Consider the following 17,047-nt stretch of genomic DNA (forward strand, 5'->3'; position numbering starts at 1 on the left):
GAGCATGTCTGAGATTGTTGATGTTCGAGGTCGGGAAATCCTCGACTCCCGTGGCAACCCCACCGTAGAGGCGGATATCATCACCGCTGATGGCGCGATTGGCAGGGCAGTGGCGCCTTCTGGCGCATCCACCGGATCACGCGAGGCATTGGAGCTGCGTGACGGTGACAAACAGCGCTATCTGGGCAAGGGCGTGTTGAAGGCTGTTGCCAACATCACCGGCGAGTTGAAGCAGGCGTTATTGGGTTTTGATGTGCAGGACCAGGCTGGTCTGGACCGGAAGATCATCCAGCTGGACGGCACCGAGAACAAGGATCGACTGGGCGCAAACGCCCTGTTGGCCGTCTCCCTGGCGGCGGCCCATGCGGCTGCCCAGGAGAAGGCGCTGCCACTCTATCGATCCCTTTCTGATGGCCCATTCCGCATGCCGGTGCCGATGATGAACATCATCAATGGCGGTTCCCATGCCGATAACAGCGTGGATATCCAGGAGTTCATGATCCTGCCGGTGGGCGCCGGCTCGATCCGCGAAGCGGTCCGCTACGGTGCCGAGGTGTTCCACGCCTTGAAAGCGGTGTTGAAATCCCGTGGCCTAAACACCGCCGTGGGTGACGAGGGCGGCTTTGCCCCGGATCTGCCCTCCAATGTGGCAGCCATCGAAGTGATTCTGGAGGCGATCGAGAAGAGCGGTTTCAAGGTCGGAAGCGACATCTACCTGGGTCTGGACGTGGCCAGCTCTGAGTTCTACAAGGACGGGGTATATGACCTGGCCTCTGAAGGGCGCCAGTTCAACGCGGCCGAGTTTGTCGATTATCTCGCGGGTATCGTGGATCAGTACCCGATTATTTCCGTCGAAGACGGCATGGATGAGAGCGATTGGGATGGCTGGAAGTTGCTGACCGAGAAACTGGGCAGCCGGGTACAACTGGTGGGTGACGATCTGTTCGTTACCAACACCAGGATCCTGTCCCGGGGTATTGAACAGGGTATCGCCAATTCCATTCTGATCAAGTTCAATCAGATCGGCACCCTGACCGAGACACTGGAAGCGATCAGGATGGCCAAGGATGCCGGGTATACCGCAGTGGTCTCACACCGTTCCGGTGAAACCGAGGACACCACCATTGCCGATCTGGTGGTCGCGGCAGATACCGGACAGATCAAGACCGGCTCCCTGAGCCGCACCGACCGGGTGGCGAAATACAACCAGTTGATGCGCATAGAAGACCAGTTGGGCAGTGATGCGGTCTATGCAGGTAGAGGGGCGTTTAACTGCCTCTGAACAGTGAGTCTTGCAGGGGGATGCGCCAACCTGCCGGCTTATCCACCCTGTGGCCCCTTGCAATGACAGTCCTGTAGGGTGGCGACTTTTGTGTCCACCGAGGCTTCCGGATGACGAGATTGATTCGTCGGTGAGTCGTTACGCCAGATGATGCTACGTATTCTTATGCTGCTTCTGTTTGCCATGCTGGTGGTACTTCAGTATCGCCTCTGGGTGGGCGAGGGAAGTCTGGCTGAACTGCATTTGCTGAAACAGGATATTGCGCAGCAGAAGGACGAGTTGCAGCAGATGCGTCGCCGCAATCAGGCACTCCAGGCCGAGGTGAAAGATCTGAAGAAAGGGCTGGAGGCGATCGAGGAGCGCGCCCGCAATGATCTCGGCATGATTCGGGAGGGTGAAACCTTCTACCAGATCATCGAACCCCGGAAGAGTAAACAGTGACCAGGCCGGCAGTACGCTACTGGGCGGTAGTTCCAGCGGCTGGCGTCGGGCGACGCATGGGCGGGGCGGTGCCGAAACAGTACCTGACCCTGCAGGGCCGTCCGGTGATTGACCATAGCCTGCGGACCCTGGTGGAGCATCCGGAAATCATCCGGGTGATTGTTGTTCTTTCGGCATCTGACTCCTGGTGGGAAAAGAGCGCTTATGCCGATCATCCCCGGGTGCAGCGGGTTGAGGGCGGCAGGGAGCGTGCCGATTCCGTGTTGAATGGCCTGTTGGCGCTGCAAGGTGAGGCTGACGCCAATGACTGGATACTGGTGCATGATGCGGCAAGACCTTGCCTGCAGCGCACCGATCTGGACAAGCTGATGCACAGCCTCCGGGATCATCCGGTGGGCGGCGTGTTGGCTATCCCGCTCAGTGATACGATCAAACGAACGGACAACGCGGGGGCAGTGCTGGAAACCGTTTCCCGGGACTGTCTCTGGCGTGCCTTTACGCCCCAGATGTTTCGTTGGGCAGACCTGCGCAGGGCATTGGAACGGGCCCGGACCGACAATCAGCTGGTTACCGATGAGGCAAGTGCCATGGAACTGGCAGGGGAGACTCCGCAGCTGATCGAAGGGCGCAGTGACAATATTAAGATCACCCGCCCGGAGGACCTGGTTCTGGCCGGCTTCTATCTTGAGCAGAACCGCAGCAATTGAACCGCCCGGACCGGTTGCTTAATGGACGCTACCGAATGAGAGATCTACGGCATATTGTGGCAATGGTATGCCGGAAATCTTGCATGCCTGCACCACCGGCCCTCTGGGAAAAAGCGTGTAGAGATAGCGTTTACCGCCTTCACTGCGAAATTCCTGGCTCAGGGTCTTGAGCAACAGCCGTGCGCTGCAGCCGGTACCATGGGCATCACAGTGTTTTCTCAGAAAGTGGATAACCTGCCAGTGCCTATCGGTCAGTTCGATATGTTCTTCAGCCGCCAGCAGCTTTGCCAGCGCCTCGTCCCATTGGTAAAAACTGTCCGGCAGTTGGCGCTGTTCGATTGACAAGGGATCTGTTTTTGGCATCTTTCTCTCCTCCCTTTATGATGAATAATCTCAACGGCCACACTGTTCTTATTCTGCTATAAAGAGTAGCTCATGGCAGTCTGCTCTGCTCATCACCAGAGCGTGGTTGGCCAGTGTATATCAGTATTATTTATCAGTCAGCGAGGTGACATTATGCGGATTGGCCAGGGTTACGATGCCCATCGGTTTACGCCGGGGAGACCCTTGATCCTGGGTGGGGTGGAGATTGATTATCCGCTCGGTATGGAGGCACATTCGGATGGCGATGTGCTGATCCATGCGCTCTGTGATGCGTTGCTTGGTGCCGCGGGGTTGCGGGATATCGGGTATCATTTTCCAGATAGCAGCGCTGAATATAAGAACATTGACAGTCGCCATCTGCTGACCCGGGTGATGGGGCTGCTGGACAAGGAGGGATGGATGCTGGGCAATGCCGATATAACGGTCGTTGCACAGGCGCCGAAGCTAAGTCCACACATAGAGTCGATGCGAGAGCACATGAGCGAAGATTTGCGCACCCCCTTGAAAAATATCAATATCAAGGCGACCACCACCGAAGGAATGGGGTTTGCCGGGCGCGGTGAGGGGATCGCCTGTTATGCCGTGGTTCTGCTTCAGACTGTAACGGATCAGCCGTTGTAATAGCCAATGTCGGGCCACGGGCGGAGCCCGGGGCGATCAATATCCATGAATGCAAGATATGCGGAGAGGTGGTGGGGATAAAACGCAGACACAGCCTGACCTATAAGCAGACATTGGTTACGGTAATGACGGTATTCGTCATCGGTCTGGCGATTTCGTTTTATCAGATAGCGGTTGACCTGAAGCAGGAGAGACTTCGCGTCGATCAGATGGTTAATCAGGTGTTGCATGTGCTGAAGTCCCCGGCTGCCCAGGCCGCCTTCAATCTGGACAACAGTTTGGCCCAACAGGTTGTTAATGGCTTGTTTGCCTACCCTCCGGTGTTGCAAGTGGAGATCAGGGATGACGTTGGTGGGCTGCTGGCCATGGCCCAACGGTCGCGCGTGGATTCCTCCATGCGCTGGCTGGCGGATATACTGGTGGGCAACACCAAGGTCTACCAGCTTCCCCTGGAATGGTCCGAACGTGTAAAACCTGTCGGCGTCGTGACGGTTTCAGTCGATCCCTATCTGGTGACGCTGGGTTTTTTTGATCGCGCCAGGTTGGTCCTGCTGTTCAGTATTGTCCAGATTCTGGTACTGGCGCTGCTACTGAGCATAATCTTCTACGTGACGCTCACAAAACCCTTAATGAAAACCGCTGCATCTTTTGCTGCAATCAATCCAGCTGATAACACTGGCGCCAGGATCACTATGCCACCGGGCCATCAGGGTGATGAGATCGGCCTGTTGGTGGACAAGGGTAACCGGGTGTTCGAGGAGTACCGCCAGCATATCTGGCAGCAGGAAGAGGCTGAAGCAGAGCTTAACCGGCTGCGCAATCTGTTGAGTAACGTGGTGGACTCCATGCCGTCGGCGCTGATCTGTGTGGATGTGGATTTTCGTGTTATCCAGTGGAATCGACAGGCGGAGCAGGTTACCGGAATCGCCGCAACGCAAGCCGCGGGTCAAAATTTGACCTCGGTTTTCCCCCGGTTGGCACAGGAGATGGGGCATATCCGCGGCGCCATCCACAAGGGGTTGTCATCCCACGATCAACGCCTGAAATTCACTGAGGAAGACGCGGTCCGGCTCTATGATGTCACTATCTATCCACTGACCACCAATGGGATTGATGGTGCGGTGATCCGTGTCGATGATGTCACCGAGCGGGTACGTATTGAAGAGATGATGATTCAGTCGGAGAAAATGCTCTCGGTTGGCGGCCTGGCGGCTGGTATGGCACACGAGATAAACAACCCGCTGGCAGGCATATTGCAAAATATCCAGGTAATGCAAAACCGGATCCAGGGGGATCTGCCCGGCAATATTAAAGCGGCGGAGGCGTGTGGAACCACTATTGAATCCGTCGCCCAATACCTGGCGGAGCGGAAAGTCTACGACATGATCGAACGGATTCGGGAATCCGGCAAGCGGGCCGCCAAAATCGTCGATAACATGCTGAGTTTCAGTCGCAAAAGCAGCCGGCAGATGGAACCTCACGATATGATTGGATTGATGGAGCAGTCACTTGAGCTCGCGACCAATGACTACAGCCTTGAGGGTGGGCTTGATTTTCGACAGATTGAGATTATCCGCGAGTACGACAAGGATTTGCCTCCGGTCTGTTGTGAGGCAAGCCAGATACAGCAGGTGCTGTTCAATCTCCTGAAGAATGGCGCCCAGGCGATGGCCGAACACCGTGGGCCGGCAGGTGGTTCTCGCTTTATCCTCAGGATACGGGGAGACTCCCGATCGGTTCGGCTGGAGATCGAGGACAATGGAGTGGGTGTTCCGGAAGATCAGGTCAAGCGTATTTTTGAACCCTTTTTTACCACCAAGCCCATCGGAGTTGGTACCGGGCTTGGGTTGTCCGTCTCCTACTTCATTATCAAAGAGAACTATGGCGGGGATCTGTTTGTGGAGCCGGTGCCGAGTGGTGGCGCGTGTTTTATTCTGCAACTCCCTTGCGGTTAAGCTCCCTTGTCAGTCTGAGACAGCTTTTTCAAATCAGCGCTATCTCACGGGTTCGGTTAGAATGGCGGCTTTCCACTACCTGAATAGATGCCGTGACTGATCAAGACAACATATTTCTGCCTTACGCCCATGGTGTGCCCCAGTGTCGCGGAATGATCCGCTCCTGTCCCGAGGACTTCATGGTGGATGAGATCCCGCTGGTTGAGCCGGATGGTGAAGGGGAGCATCTGCTGCTACACGTGGAGAAGCGTGACAGCAATACCGCCTGGGTGGCGGGAACTCTGGCCCGGCACGCCGGTGTTTCCCGGATGGATGTCAGTTATGCCGGGCTGAAGGATCGGCATGCCCTGACTCGTCAGTGGTTCTCAATCCGGCTGGCCGGTAAACCGGAGCCGGACTGGAGTGCCATTGAATCAACCGAGTTCCGGGTACTGCAAACCGCCAGACACAGCCGCAAGCTGCGTGTCGGTGCCTTGAAGGGCAACCGCTTCAGGATCAGGGTGCGGGCGTTTGAAGGGGATGAAGCAGCGTTGAACGCCACCCTGAACAACATTGCCCGTGACGGAATACCCAACTATTTTGGGGAACAGCGTTTTGGCACGGAGGATGGGAACCTGGCATCGGCCCGCGCCCTGTTCACCGGGGAGCTGAAACGGGTAAAACGGGAGAAGCGCGGTTTCTATCTCTCTGCGGTCCGGTCACTGCTGTTTAATAAAGTGCTGGCCACCCGGGTCACCGCCGGCAACTGGAATCGGCCACTCGCCGGTGAGCGGATGATGCTGGCGGGTACCCGCAGCAGCTTTCCGGTCGCCTCCGTCGATGAGGAGATAATGCAGCGGCTTGAGTGCATGGATATCCACACTTCCGGCCCCCTGTGGGGGCGCGGCGAAAGCATGGTATCGGGTGAGGTGGCGGAACTGGAGTCGGCGGTGCTGCTGCCGGAGCAGTTCTGGCGTGATGGATTGGAGCGGTTCGGGCTGCAGATGGAGCGGCGTTCCCTGCGGGTAGCGGTGAGTGACCTTACCTGGGACAGGCGGGGCGACCTGCTGGAACTGGATTTCAGCTTGCCCAAGGGCTGTTTCGCCACCACGTTGCTCAGGGAGTGTATTGACTATCACCCGGCTGCGATCAAGCCTGATCAACCCTGCGCGTCTGAAGCTGTTGCTACCCCCGGGGGGCGGCAGTAGGAGTCCCCCTAACTGCGATCAAGCTGAGCCAACCCCTTGCGCGAGAGCAGCACATAGGCGGCGCCGGTCCCACCATCAAACCGGGGGGCGGAGCAGAAGGCGAGCACTTCATCACGTTGTCGCAGCCATTGGTTGATTTTCTGTTTCAGGATCGGCTGGCGATCTTCCGAACGATAGCCCTTGCCATGGATGATCTGTACCACTCGTAATCGATGTCGGATGGCGTGTGCCAGAAAGCCGGCCAGTGCCCGGCGTGCCTCCACCACCCGCAGTCCGTGCAGGTCGAGCATGTCCTCGGGTGGGATTCTGCCGCGCTGCAGATCCTGAAACAGTCGATTCTGGATTCCGGGACGGATGAACTCCAGTTCCTCGCCGGTTTCGATATTGAGATCGGCAAACTCATCGCTCAGCCCATCGCCCGTCGCCTTCGGATTGGGTGGCAGGGGAAGCGGTTTTAGCCTGGGCTTGTAAGGGGTGGCCTTGTCGTGTTCATGCCGTACGGCACCTTCCACCTCCTGTTGGAAATGGACATCGACATTATCCCGGTTCTGTTGTTCATCGTCGGTCATGACGGAAACCAGTATATCATCCCGGGATCAACTGATACGCAAACCTGCCGCTATATCAGGAATCCATATAGGGAATCGTGCGCTGCAGGTCGAGTAGTTGCAGCATTTCCAGTATAGTTTGGTCTTTGAACCCGTGTATTTGGCGTCTTGATTTTGTATGAAGATTTTACTGAGTAACGATGATGGCTACCTGGCTCCCGGCCTGAGAATATTGGCGGCTGAACTGTCGGGTCTGGCGGAGATTACCGTGGTGGCCCCGGAGCGCAACTGTAGCGGGGCAAGCAACTCGCTGACCCTGGAGTACCCCATCCGCGCCGAGTTGGCGGATAACGGTTTTATCCGGGTTGACGGAACCCCCACCGACTGTGTGCATCTGGCCATTACCGGTCTTCTGGATGAAGAGCCGGACATGGTGATTGCCGGAATCAATGCCGGCGCCAACCTGGGCGATGATGTGCTCTATTCCGGTACCGTGGCGGCCGCCACCGAGGGGCGATTCCTTGGTCTGCCGGCCATTGCCCTTTCCATGAATGGTCATGATCCAAAGTATTACGAGACCGGAGCGCGGGTTGCCAGAGAGCTGGTTGAGCATCTTCAGGCGGAGCCGCTCGCCCCGGATACCATTATCAACGTGAATATTCCCGATCTCCCCTATGACGAGCTGAAAGGTTATCAGGTCACCCGGCTCGGTCACCGGCATCGGGCTGAACCGGTGGTGCGCGACACCGATCCCCGGGGCAGGACTATCTATTGGGTAGGGCCGGCCGGTCTGGAACAGGATGCCGGCTCGGGAACCGACTTCTTTGCAGTCAGGGAGGGTTATGTCTCCGTCACGCCGCTACAGGTGGATCTGACCCGGTATGCCGATATCGATCGACTCGGGGACTGGCTGGGCAGGCTGGGGCAATGAGCAGTTCGCTACACCGCGGGATCGGTATGACCTCGCTACGTACCCGGGAGCGGCTGATCCAGCGTTTGCGTGACGAAGGGATCGGCAATCAGGCGGTGCTGGAGGCGATACGCAATACTCCGAGACATATCTTTGTGGATGAGGCGCTGGCCAGTCGCGCCTATGAAGATACCGCCCTGCCGATCGGTCAGGGGCAGACGATCTCCCAGCCGTTTATTGTGGCGCGGATGACTGAACTGCTACTGGAGGCGGGGCCACTGGAGACAGTGCTGGAGATTGGCACTGGTTCAGGGTATCAGACGGCAATCCTGTCGAAGCTGGTGAAACGGGTCTACAGCGTGGAGCGGATCAAGTCGTTACAGCTGCAGGCGAGAAAGCGTTTTCAGGAGCTGCATGTCCGAAATATCCGTCTACATCATCGGGATGGGGGTATGGGCCTGCCTGAATATGCCCCATTCGACGGGATACTGGTTACCGCTGCTCCGGAGGGCATACCGCGGGCACTGGTGGATCAACTGCGCGTCGGGGGCTGCATGATCCTGCCTATCGGCAATCGTTCGGAACAGGTGCTGGTAAGGGTGACCCGGACCCGCGCCGGTTATGAGAAGGAGCTGCTTGAACAGGTGGTTTTTGTACCCCTGTTGGGGGGCACACTCTGATGAAGCTCTTTTCCAGACTCTATGTACGTGTGCTTGATTGGTCACGGCATCGGTATGCGCCCCATTACCTGGCCGGACTCAGTTTTGCGGAATCCTCTTTCTTTCCCATTCCTCCCGATGTGATGCTGGCACCAATGACCCTGGCCAATCCTGGCAAGGCGTGGAATTTCGCCACTCTGACCACGGTTGCATCCGTCCTGGGTGGTCTGCTGGGTTATACGATTGGATTGTTCGCATTCGAGTTGATTGAGCCCCTGCTCAAAGGCGCGGGATATTTCCCAAAATATCTGCAGGTACGCGAATGGTTCACTGAGTGGGGCTTCTGGGCGATCTTCCTGGCAGGCTTCTCACCCATTCCCTACAAACTGTTTACCATCTCTGCCGGGGTTATCTCGATGGCGCTTTTGCCCTTCATTCTGGCGTCGTTTATCGGACGCGGTGCACGGTTCTTTATGGTGGCCGGTCTGATGGCCTGGGGCGGCGAGCGTATGGAACATACACTGCATAAATATATTGACCGGATCGGCTGGGCCATGGTCTTGTTGATCGGTCTGGTCATCGTCGGGGTCAAGCTATACCGATAGCGTATTACAAGAACACCCGTGAAAAACCTGGAGAAGGCGTAATATTGGCAGGCAAAGCGTGTGGCGAGATGATTGGAGTCCGGACCACCAGCGGTAACGCCAGGCGTTCTGCCACGGGGCTGCCGAGCGAATATGCCCGGGTACTCCACGCCTGCCTGGCCGCTTTTCTGCTGATCGGTAATCTGAGCGGATGCAGTGCGCCCGTGAGAGCGCCTGTGGTCTCACGCGATCATCCGCCACTACAGCAGCAGCGCAGTGCCAGACCCAGTGTCTATCGGGTACGGAAAGGCGATACTCTTTACTCCATCGCCTGGCGTTTCGGTATTGACTACGCCTCCGTGGCCCGTTGGAACGGGATACGTTATCCCTACACTATATATCCGGGCCAGAGATTGCGTCTGACACCCACAACACGGAGTCGGGTTGCTGAGACGCCATCAGTAAAAACCCCACAAACCAGGGGTGCCTCTAGTAAGAATAAACCGGTAGTATCTGGTAAGCAGCTATCCAGATCATCGCCAAAAGGAGTATCATCAAGCCAGACTGAAGGGAAATCTGGCAGCGAGAGCCTTAAGTTACAATGGTTGTGGCCGACTGATGGTTCAGTGGTGCAGCGTTTCGTCAAAGGTGATCCGGTGAGAAAGGGCGTTAAGATCGAAGGGCGATATGGAACATCGATCAACGCAGCGGAGACAGGCAAGGTGGTGTATGCCGGCAGTGGGTTGATTGGTTACGGACGCCTGGTAATTATCAAGCATAACAAGAACTATCTTAGTGCTTACGGTTACAATAAAAAAATTCATGTTAAAGAAGGTGATACGGTTGAGAAGGGGATACGTATCGCGGAAATGGGCAGTGATGGTAACGGAAAACCCATGCTTCATTTTGAGATCAGACGCAACGGAGCGCCTGTCGATCCTCTGAAGCTGTTGCCGCACCGTCCTTGATCTGCTGATCAGAATATCCGCAAGATTTGCCAGGAGGATTTATATGGTCAAACGGCAGTTGGATAAGGAGAAGGAGGGGAATACCGGCGTATCGGAGTCCCCGGAGTCCACGGTCCGGGCGAAACGACCGGCGGATAACCAGGCCAAGGTTATTGCCGAGAGTGACGACGGGGCTGGGCAGTCTGCCCAAATGGATGCGACGCGCCTCTATCTGAGTGAGATTGGCGCTTCAAAGCTGCTGACCGCGGAAGAAGAGGTAACACTGGCCCGGCTGGCGCAGAAAGGCGATATCGCAGCGCGCCAGCGTATGATCGAAAGCAACCTGCGTTTGGTCGTCAAGATTGCACGGCGATACATGAACCGGGGGCTTGCACTGCTTGATCTGATCGAGGAGGGGAACCTTGGACTGATTCGGGCGGTTGAAAAGTTCGACCCGGAACGGGGGTTTCGGTTCTCAACCTACGCTACTTGGTGGATAAGGCAGACCATCGAGCGGGCAATCATGAATCAGACTCGTACCATCCGTTTACCGATTCACGTGGTTAAAGAGATTAATGTCTATCTGCGAGCGGCACGAAAACTGACACAACAGCTCGATCATGAGCCCACAGCCGATGAGATCGCCGACCTGCTCGACAGACCTATTGATGAAGTAAAACACATGCTAGGTCTGAATGAGCGGATAACCTCCGTGGATACGCCGTTTGGCAAGAATGCAGACAAACCATTACTCGATACGATCCCGGATGTGCAGTCAGAAGACCCATCTGACAGTCTGCAGAGTGAAGGGATGACGGCCAACCTGGATGACTGGCTGAACAAGCTGAATGATAAGCAGCGCGAGGTGGTTGAGCGGCGCTTTGGACTGCACGGCTATGAAAATGCCACGCTGGAGCAGGTAGCCAATGAACTCGGGGTGACCCGGGAGCGGGTTCGGCAGATACAGATGGATGCCCTGAAGCGGCTGCGGGGTATATTGGAAAAGGATGGTTTTTCTGTGGAAGCGCTATTCAAATAGCAGGTCAACGGGTATTTGTACCAAATTGGCACCCTGTCCAGAAGCGCCCCTGGCGGGGTGTCATGCTATCTGCCCGTCAGTTTATCGCCGCCGGTGGGGCTGGTCGTTACTTGGGATTAAAAGGGGTGTGAGAGTAAGTTCTGGCCGTAAATGAGAATTGATGCTAGAACCTGTATTAATGTTACAGTATTCGGCAGAATAAGGTTTGAATGATCAGCGATTAATAAATGATTAACCAATGGAAAGAGTGAAAAAGCAGATTCCTCAGATTGGGCGTAGAAGAGTGTCGGACAAAGCGGCCGCTGATGAAGTGGCCTGTCAGGATTGCGGCATGGACCCGATGTGTTCCATCCTTGAGTATGCCGAGGAGGGTAGCAACGTACCCGAAGGGGTATTGTTGCGGCGCCGGCATGTGGCCCGGGGAGAGACTATTTTTCTCAAGGATGACCCATTCAGGTCTGTTTTTGCCGTCAAGTCGGGGTCTTTCAAAACCTACATACCCAAGGTGTCGGGTTATGATCAGGTGGTTGGTTTCCACCTGATTGGGGAGTTGGTCGGCATGGAGGGACTCTCCGGCCAGCGTTATCCCTATACCGCGCGAGCCTTGCAGGACAGCAGTGTCTGTGAACTCAGAATGGAATCCCTCTCGGAATCCGGCTATCTGCTGGAGGACCTGCAACAGGGCATTATCAATATGCTGAGCGCCGAGGTGGCTTTTAATCATCAGTTGATAACCACCCTGATACATCAAAGCGCCGATCAGCGCCTGGCTGGATTTTTGCTCAACCTGACCAAACGCCTGCATGCCCGTGGCATGCGCCAGATCGAGTTTCAGATCGGCATGTCCAGAAGTGATATTGGCAGTTATCTTGGCCTGGCCAGTGAGACCGTCAGTCGTGTGTTTACGCGTTTCCAGAAGAACGGTCTGATTCAACTGCGCCATAAACGGTTGCGCCTGCTGGATCAGGACGGTCTGCGGGATATCGCTGAACACTGAGCCTTCCGGCTCCCGCTATCCGAGCAAGAATTCCCAGGGCCGGGGAAGTCGGGTCAGGGCGACCGCCACGATATAACCCGCGGTGAGCAGGGCCATGATACCGAATAAGATTCGATTACGGCGCAATCCGGCCCATTTGAAGGCAAACATACCCAAAACGATATAGAGTAGCAGGGCTGCCAGCTTGGCGGTCAACCAGGGAGCTACGAAGGGGTATTGTCGACTCATCACCGCCAATGCAATACCTGCCACAAGCAATAGTGAGTCATTGGTCTGGGATATCAGTCGTACCCAGCGATGGTTGAATAATCGTGACCGGCTCAACATCCATACAAAACGCAGCGTAAAAAAACCGATGGTGAAGATCACCGTGCTGACGTGTAGAGTCTTAATCCAGTAGTAAATCATGAGTTCCATTGCCGAGTCGCTAATGCGAAGGCAGCATACCTGTAACTACCGTTTGGGCCAAGGAGGCGCTGTCGTGGAGTGGCGCGGATTAAACCCGTATGATTTAGGGGTTGTCTGTTCAGTGCCAGGGAAGGGATAATTAACCCAGAAAACTGCAGGAAATATTGCTGGATCTGTTGGCGCAACCGATTGATTTTATATTGGAGTTCAATCGCCGGGCCGACGATGCCGGTCCTGCGCTGTTTCACAATACCTGAGTGACTGAAACGATGGAATTAGTATGCCCTGCCGGTAATCTGCCCTCCCTCAAGGCTGCAGTCGATAATGGCGCCGATGCCGTCTATTTCGGATTCCGTGATGACACCAATGCCCGGCATTTCGCCGGTCTGAATTTTGGACCTGCCAAGATTGCGGAGGGCATACAGTATGCCCGCCAGCGTGGGGTCAAGGTGTTCCTCGCGCTCAATACCTATCCACAGCCAGATGGCTGGAGTCGATGGCAGAATGCAGTCGATCAGGCGGCCGATCTGGGTGTGGATGCCATGATTGCAGCGGATATCGGGGTACTGGACTATGCGGCAAACCGTTATCCGGCGCTTAACCTGCACCTCTCTGTACAGGGCTCCGCCACCAATTACGAGGCGCTGCAGTTTTACAAGGATAACTTTGGGGTCCGCCGCGCCGTATTGCCGCGGGTGCTCTCCCTCGGTCAGGTGCAGCATGTGGTCACTAACAGCCCGGTTGAGATTGAGGTGTTTGGTTTTGGCAGTCTCTGCGTGATGGTGGAGGGGCGTTGTATTCTCTCGTCCTATGCGACCGGGCGCTCACCCAATACCTACGGTGCCTGCTCGCCGGCCAGTCACGTGGAGTGGCGGGAAACCGCGGAAGGGCTGGAAACCCGCCTGGGCGGAGTCCTGATTGACCGCTTCGCCAAGGGCGAGAACGCGGGCTACCCCACCCTCTGCAAGGGAAGTTTCAGTGTCGGCGGCAATACCTATCATGCCATGGAGGAACCGACCAGCCTGAATACCCTGGAACTGCTGCCCCAGCTTCAAGCTGCCGGTATCGCCGCCATAAAGATCGAAGGGCGCCAACGCAGTCCGGTATATGTTCAACAGGTGGCCAGGGTCTGGCGTGCGGCGCTGGATGCCTGTCAACGGGACCCGGAAAACTATCGCCCACAGGCGGAGTGGATGGCCGAGCTTGGCAAGGTTTCAGAAGGGACTCAAACCACTCTCGGTGCCTACAGTCGCCCCTGGCAGTAAAGGGTCTCTACTATTATGAATACACAGCCGAAACTCTCTCTCGGACCAGTGCTTTATTATTGGGCAAAAGATCAGCTGCTTGATTTCTATGAAGAGATGGCGGCTTCACCCGTGGATATTATCTATCTGGGGGAGACGGTCTGTTCCAAACGCAGCCTGATGCGCACAGATGACTGGTTCTCCCTGGCGGAACGGTTGACGGCGGCGGGTAAGGAGGTGGTTTTTTCCACGCTGGCGTTGCTGGAGGCGGAATCCGAGCTGAAGCGGCTACGTCGAGTGTGCGAAAACGGTGCACACATGGTAGAGGCCAATGACATGGGGGCTGTACAGCTGATGCGGGGAAAACCCTTCGTCGCAGGCCATAGTGTCAATATTTATAATGACAGAACCCTGGCGCTGCTTGCCAGGCAGGGTCTCAAGCGCTGGGTGTTTCCGGTTGAACTGTCCAAGGTGACCCTGAAGGCAATGCAGGAACTGAGGCCGGAGGGGGTTGAAACCGAGCTGTTTGCCTTCGGTCGTCTACCACTGGCCTATTCGGCCCGTTGCTTTACCGCTCGGGCGTATAATTTGCCAAAAGACGATTGCCAATACCGCTGTCTTGACTTTCCCGATGGTTTGACCCTGTCGGCACAGGATGATACCCGTTTCCTTGCCCTGAACGGCATTCAGACCCAGTCGGCCCACACCTTCAATCTGCTCCCGGAGCTGGATGAGGTGCGGACATTAGATGTGGATGTGCTACGAATCAGTCCTCAGGCCAATCACACGGCTAAAGTGATCGAACTGTTCAGCGGCTGTCTGAAGGGCGAGATCGAGCTGGAGGCTGGTGCAGCGAGGCTGGAGCGGCTGGTGCCGGTCGGCTCGTGCAATGGTTATTGGCATGGGGATGCTGGGATGGAGAATAGGGCTCAGGCGGCCGCCGAGGCACTGCTGTGAAGCGATATTCTGCGTTAAGTCGGTAAGAGAACAGCCCTTATATTCCAGCCGGCAGATTATTAATGCTCAGTTACGTCGCCCCAATCCGGGAAAAGGCAAGCGTGGTTTAGGCAGGCTCGGGATGCGTCCGATCAGGGTAGTGACGCCATCCATCATTTTCAGGAACGGGCCAATGCGGCCGTCGAGTTCAAGTGCATCAAGGAAATTCTTCACATAGAGTCCCAACTCTGTGTCACCCCCGAGTCGCAGGCGGCGATTGAAAAACAGGGTGTCGGCATCTTCACGCCGGGTGGCGAGTAGCAGAAAATCGTAGATGGATCCCTCAATGCTCAGGTCGTGCGGCTGATTCGCACTGGCGGCAGCAAGTACGCCATCTCGAAGGGTGATGCTGAAATGGAGTCTGGCGTCGATCACATCCACGCGCATCACCTTTCCTTCCAGGAAGTCCAGTTCACCATCCGCCAGCTCCGGAACAAACAGCTTGTTGAGTACCTTAACCATTACCTGGCTATAGGTGGTCCCGGGTACCAGGCTTAGCGGCAACGCCAGTGGTGCGGGCAGATAGGGGGTTCCGGGAATATGGGTCATATTGTTCATCTGGATGCCATTCGTCATGTGCTTGCTTGAGTTAATTCCCAAGGTACCGGCGTTATTTTGTCAATAAAACCGATGGTTTTCTCCGGCACTATTTATCCCATAACGGGGCCGGCAGGAGACGTCGCGCCACTGCGTGGAACTTCAGGCGTTTTATACCAACTCAATTTTTCCTGGAGTTGAACTACTTCGCCAACAATTATCAGGGTCGGTGGCTTTGGTTGTTCCCGGTCGACAATCGCCTGGATGCTATTTAACGTACCGGTAAAAACCCGCTGTTTTTCGGTGGTGCCCTGTTGAATCAGGGCTATCGGCATATCCGGCGATACGCCATGTTCGATCAATTTCTGAACAATCACCGGCAGGCCCACCAGCCCCATGTAGAACACCACGGTCTGATGCGGCTGGGCAAGTTGTCTCCAGTTGAGATTGATGGAGCCATCTTTCAGATGGCCGGTGACAAAGGTCACGGACTGTGCGTAGTCCCGGTGCGTCAGGGGAATGCCGGAGTAGGCGGCACAGCCAGAGGCCGCAGTAATGGCGGGGACAACCTGAAACGGCACGCCTTCCGCCGACAGGGTGTCGATCTCTTCACCCCCACGACCGAATATGAAGGGGTCCCCCCCTTTGAGACGGACCACCCGTTTACCTTTTTTTGCCAGATCCACCAGCAGTTGATTAATCTCCTCCTGACGCATGGCGTGATGATCCCGCTCTTTGCCCACATAGATACGCTCTGCGTCGCGCCGGGTCATTTCCAGCACGGGAGCGGCCACGAGCCGATCATAGACCACCACATCCGCCTGCTGCATTAGCCGCAGGGCACGGAAGGTGAGCAGGTCCGGGTCACCCGGCCCACCACCGACCAGATAGACTTCCCCCATGCCGTCACCGGGATCGGTGCTCTCCAGGGCTCGCTCCATGCTGGCATCGGCCTCTTCGATGTGGCCGGAGAAGATGCGTTCCGCTACTCCGCTCTGCAATACCTTCTCCCAGAACAGGCGCCGATCTGTGGCATTCTGAAAACGCGCCTTGACCCGGTCACGAAAGCGATTCGCCAACTCTGCGAGGCGGCCATAGCCGGCTGGGATCAATGTCTCCAGGCGACTGCGGATGATGCGTGCCAGCACGGGCGAAGCGCCGCCGGTCGAGACGGCAGCCACAACCGGGGAGCGATCAATGATTGAGGGAGTGATGAAGGTGCAGAGTTCCGGTTGATCCACCACGTTAACGGGCAGATGGCGGTTTTGCGCAGCTTCGGATACTTGCCTGTTTACTTCAGTATTATCGGTGGCGGCAATGACCAGGTAGGCATCATCCAGATCTTCGACCTGGAATCCCCGGGCAACGTACTCTATCAGCCCCTTTTCCACTGATGCCTTCAGTTCGGTGCATAGTTCGGGTGAAACAACCCGGATCTTACCTTGTGCCTTCAGCAGTAGTGCCACTTTTCGGGCGGCTACATCGCCCCCGCCAACTACCAGACTCGTTCTGTTTTTAACATCCAGGAAAATAGGAAAAAAATCCATCAGTTACCTTCGCAAGTGGAATTTGAGTCCGTGAGCCTGAATACCATGCCCATT

19 protein-coding genes are annotated in these 17,047 nt (G+C 56.1%); 14 read left to right on the forward strand and 5 right to left on the reverse strand.

What is annotated here, in order from left to right; genetic code table 11:
• Positions 1-4 precede the first annotated feature (4 nt).
• The 3 genes from eno to ispD all read left to right on the forward strand — a co-directional run bounded on the left by eno (position 5) and on the right by ispD (position 2,430).
• Entirely contained in the window at positions 5-1,282 is a 1,278-nt protein-coding gene (gene eno / locus A3GO_RS0121375; protein WP_029135132.1) for a phosphopyruvate hydratase, read from the forward strand.
• Between the two features lie 147 nt (positions 1,283-1,429).
• Positions 1,430-1,723, forward strand: a complete 294-nt coding sequence (gene ftsB / locus A3GO_RS0121380) for a cell division protein FtsB (RefSeq protein WP_321527767.1) — start codon at positions 1,430-1,432, stop codon at positions 1,721-1,723.
• Positions 1,720-2,430 carry a 2-C-methyl-D-erythritol 4-phosphate cytidylyltransferase gene (ispD, locus tag A3GO_RS0121385; protein ID WP_029135134.1) on the forward strand — a complete coding sequence of 237 codons (711 nt, stop codon included), beginning with the start codon at positions 1,720-1,722 and terminating at the stop codon, positions 2,428-2,430. Before ftsB ends, ispD begins: the two co-directional genes overlap by 4 nt.
• 18 nt (positions 2,431-2,448) lie before the next feature.
• Here ispD and A3GO_RS24960 read toward each other — a convergent pair whose 3' ends face one another.
• On the reverse strand, positions 2,449-2,793 hold the full coding sequence (locus A3GO_RS24960) for a TusE/DsrC/DsvC family sulfur relay protein (protein ID WP_051302771.1): 345 nt from the start codon (positions 2,791-2,793) through the stop codon (positions 2,449-2,451).
• A 153-nt stretch (positions 2,794-2,946) separates the two neighbouring features.
• On the opposite strand from A3GO_RS24960, the gene ispF reads away from it, so the two are divergent.
• From ispF to truD, 3 genes are all read left to right on the forward strand, one after another.
• The gene (ispF, locus tag A3GO_RS0121395) at positions 2,947-3,435 is read left to right on the forward strand and encodes a 2-C-methyl-D-erythritol 2,4-cyclodiphosphate synthase (RefSeq protein WP_029135135.1); all 489 of its coding nucleotides are present in this window, start codon (positions 2,947-2,949) and stop codon (positions 3,433-3,435) included.
• A 71-nt stretch (positions 3,436-3,506) separates the two neighbouring features.
• Positions 3,507-5,390, forward strand: a complete 1,884-nt coding sequence (locus tag A3GO_RS25550) for an ATP-binding protein (protein WP_157606897.1) — start codon at positions 3,507-3,509, stop codon at positions 5,388-5,390.
• A gap of 92 nt (positions 5,391-5,482) precedes the next feature.
• Positions 5,483-6,577 carry a tRNA pseudouridine(13) synthase TruD gene (gene truD / locus A3GO_RS24970; protein WP_211245110.1) on the forward strand — a complete coding sequence of 365 codons (1,095 nt, stop codon included), beginning with the start codon at positions 5,483-5,485 and terminating at the stop codon, positions 6,575-6,577.
• A gap of 8 nt (positions 6,578-6,585) precedes the next feature.
• Here truD and A3GO_RS0121410 read toward each other — a convergent pair whose 3' ends face one another.
• Positions 6,586-7,146 (reverse strand): Smr/MutS family protein, encoded by a 561-nt coding sequence (locus tag A3GO_RS0121410; RefSeq protein ID WP_029135136.1) that lies wholly within the window; start codon positions 7,144-7,146, stop codon positions 6,586-6,588.
• A gap of 157 nt (positions 7,147-7,303) precedes the next feature.
• Here A3GO_RS0121410 and surE point away from each other — a divergent pair, with 157 nt between their 5' ends.
• From surE to A3GO_RS0121440, 6 genes are all read left to right on the forward strand, one after another.
• The gene (gene surE, locus A3GO_RS0121415; RefSeq protein ID WP_029135137.1) at positions 7,304-8,056 is read left to right on the forward strand and encodes a 5'/3'-nucleotidase SurE; all 753 of its coding nucleotides are present in this window, start codon (positions 7,304-7,306) and stop codon (positions 8,054-8,056) included.
• Positions 8,053-8,715, forward strand: a complete 663-nt coding sequence (locus A3GO_RS0121420) for a protein-L-isoaspartate(D-aspartate) O-methyltransferase (protein ID WP_029135138.1) — start codon at positions 8,053-8,055, stop codon at positions 8,713-8,715. Before surE ends, A3GO_RS0121420 begins: the two co-directional genes overlap by 4 nt.
• Positions 8,715-9,299, forward strand: coding sequence for a YqaA family protein (locus A3GO_RS0121425; protein WP_029135139.1), 585 nt, complete (start codon positions 8,715-8,717; stop codon positions 9,297-9,299). Before A3GO_RS0121420 ends, A3GO_RS0121425 begins: the two co-directional genes overlap by 1 nt.
• A gap of 608 nt (positions 9,300-9,907) precedes the next feature.
• Entirely contained in the window at positions 9,908-10,246 is a 339-nt protein-coding gene (locus A3GO_RS26640; RefSeq protein WP_245621809.1) for a murein hydrolase activator EnvC family protein, read from the forward strand.
• 43 nt (positions 10,247-10,289) lie between these two features.
• The gene (rpoS, locus tag A3GO_RS0121435; RefSeq protein WP_084610321.1) at positions 10,290-11,264 is read left to right on the forward strand and encodes an RNA polymerase sigma factor RpoS; all 975 of its coding nucleotides are present in this window, start codon (positions 10,290-10,292) and stop codon (positions 11,262-11,264) included.
• A gap of 238 nt (positions 11,265-11,502) precedes the next feature.
• Complete coding sequence (locus A3GO_RS0121440) at positions 11,503-12,261, forward strand: helix-turn-helix domain-containing protein (protein ID WP_084610323.1); 759 nt, start codon at positions 11,503-11,505, stop codon at positions 12,259-12,261.
• Positions 12,262-12,276: 15 nt separating this feature from the next.
• Here the strand turns inward: A3GO_RS0121440 and A3GO_RS0121445 are convergent, their stop codons facing one another.
• Positions 12,277-12,678 carry a SirB2 family protein gene (locus A3GO_RS0121445; protein ID WP_245621810.1) on the reverse strand — a complete coding sequence of 134 codons (402 nt, stop codon included), beginning with the start codon at positions 12,676-12,678 and terminating at the stop codon, positions 12,277-12,279.
• A gap of 260 nt (positions 12,679-12,938) precedes the next feature.
• Between A3GO_RS0121445 and ubiU the strand changes: the two genes are divergently transcribed.
• A complete protein-coding gene (gene ubiU, locus A3GO_RS0121455) occupies positions 12,939-13,934 on the forward strand; it encodes a ubiquinone anaerobic biosynthesis protein UbiU (protein ID WP_037376253.1) in 996 nt (331 codons plus the stop codon).
• 15 nt (positions 13,935-13,949) lie between these two features.
• Positions 13,950-14,870: a ubiquinone anaerobic biosynthesis protein UbiV gene (gene ubiV / locus A3GO_RS0121460; protein WP_029135145.1), complete on the forward strand. Its 921-nt coding sequence runs from the start codon at positions 13,950-13,952 to the stop codon at positions 14,868-14,870.
• A 66-nt stretch (positions 14,871-14,936) separates the two neighbouring features.
• Here the strand turns inward: ubiV and ubiT are convergent, their stop codons facing one another.
• Together ubiT and cysG are read right to left on the reverse strand one after the other, a co-directional pair.
• Positions 14,937-15,485: a ubiquinone anaerobic biosynthesis accessory factor UbiT gene (gene ubiT / locus A3GO_RS24975; RefSeq protein WP_245621811.1), complete on the reverse strand. Its 549-nt coding sequence runs from the start codon at positions 15,483-15,485 to the stop codon at positions 14,937-14,939.
• A gap of 74 nt (positions 15,486-15,559) precedes the next feature.
• Positions 15,560-16,993, reverse strand: a complete 1,434-nt coding sequence (gene cysG, locus A3GO_RS0121470) for a siroheme synthase CysG (protein WP_029135146.1) — start codon at positions 16,991-16,993, stop codon at positions 15,560-15,562.
• Positions 16,994-17,047 lie beyond the last annotated feature (54 nt).

Origin of the sequence: Sedimenticola selenatireducens DSM 17993 (assembly GCF_000428045.1) — a bacterium.
GTDB lineage: Bacteria > Pseudomonadota > Gammaproteobacteria > Chromatiales > Chromatiaceae > Sedimenticola > Sedimenticola selenatireducens.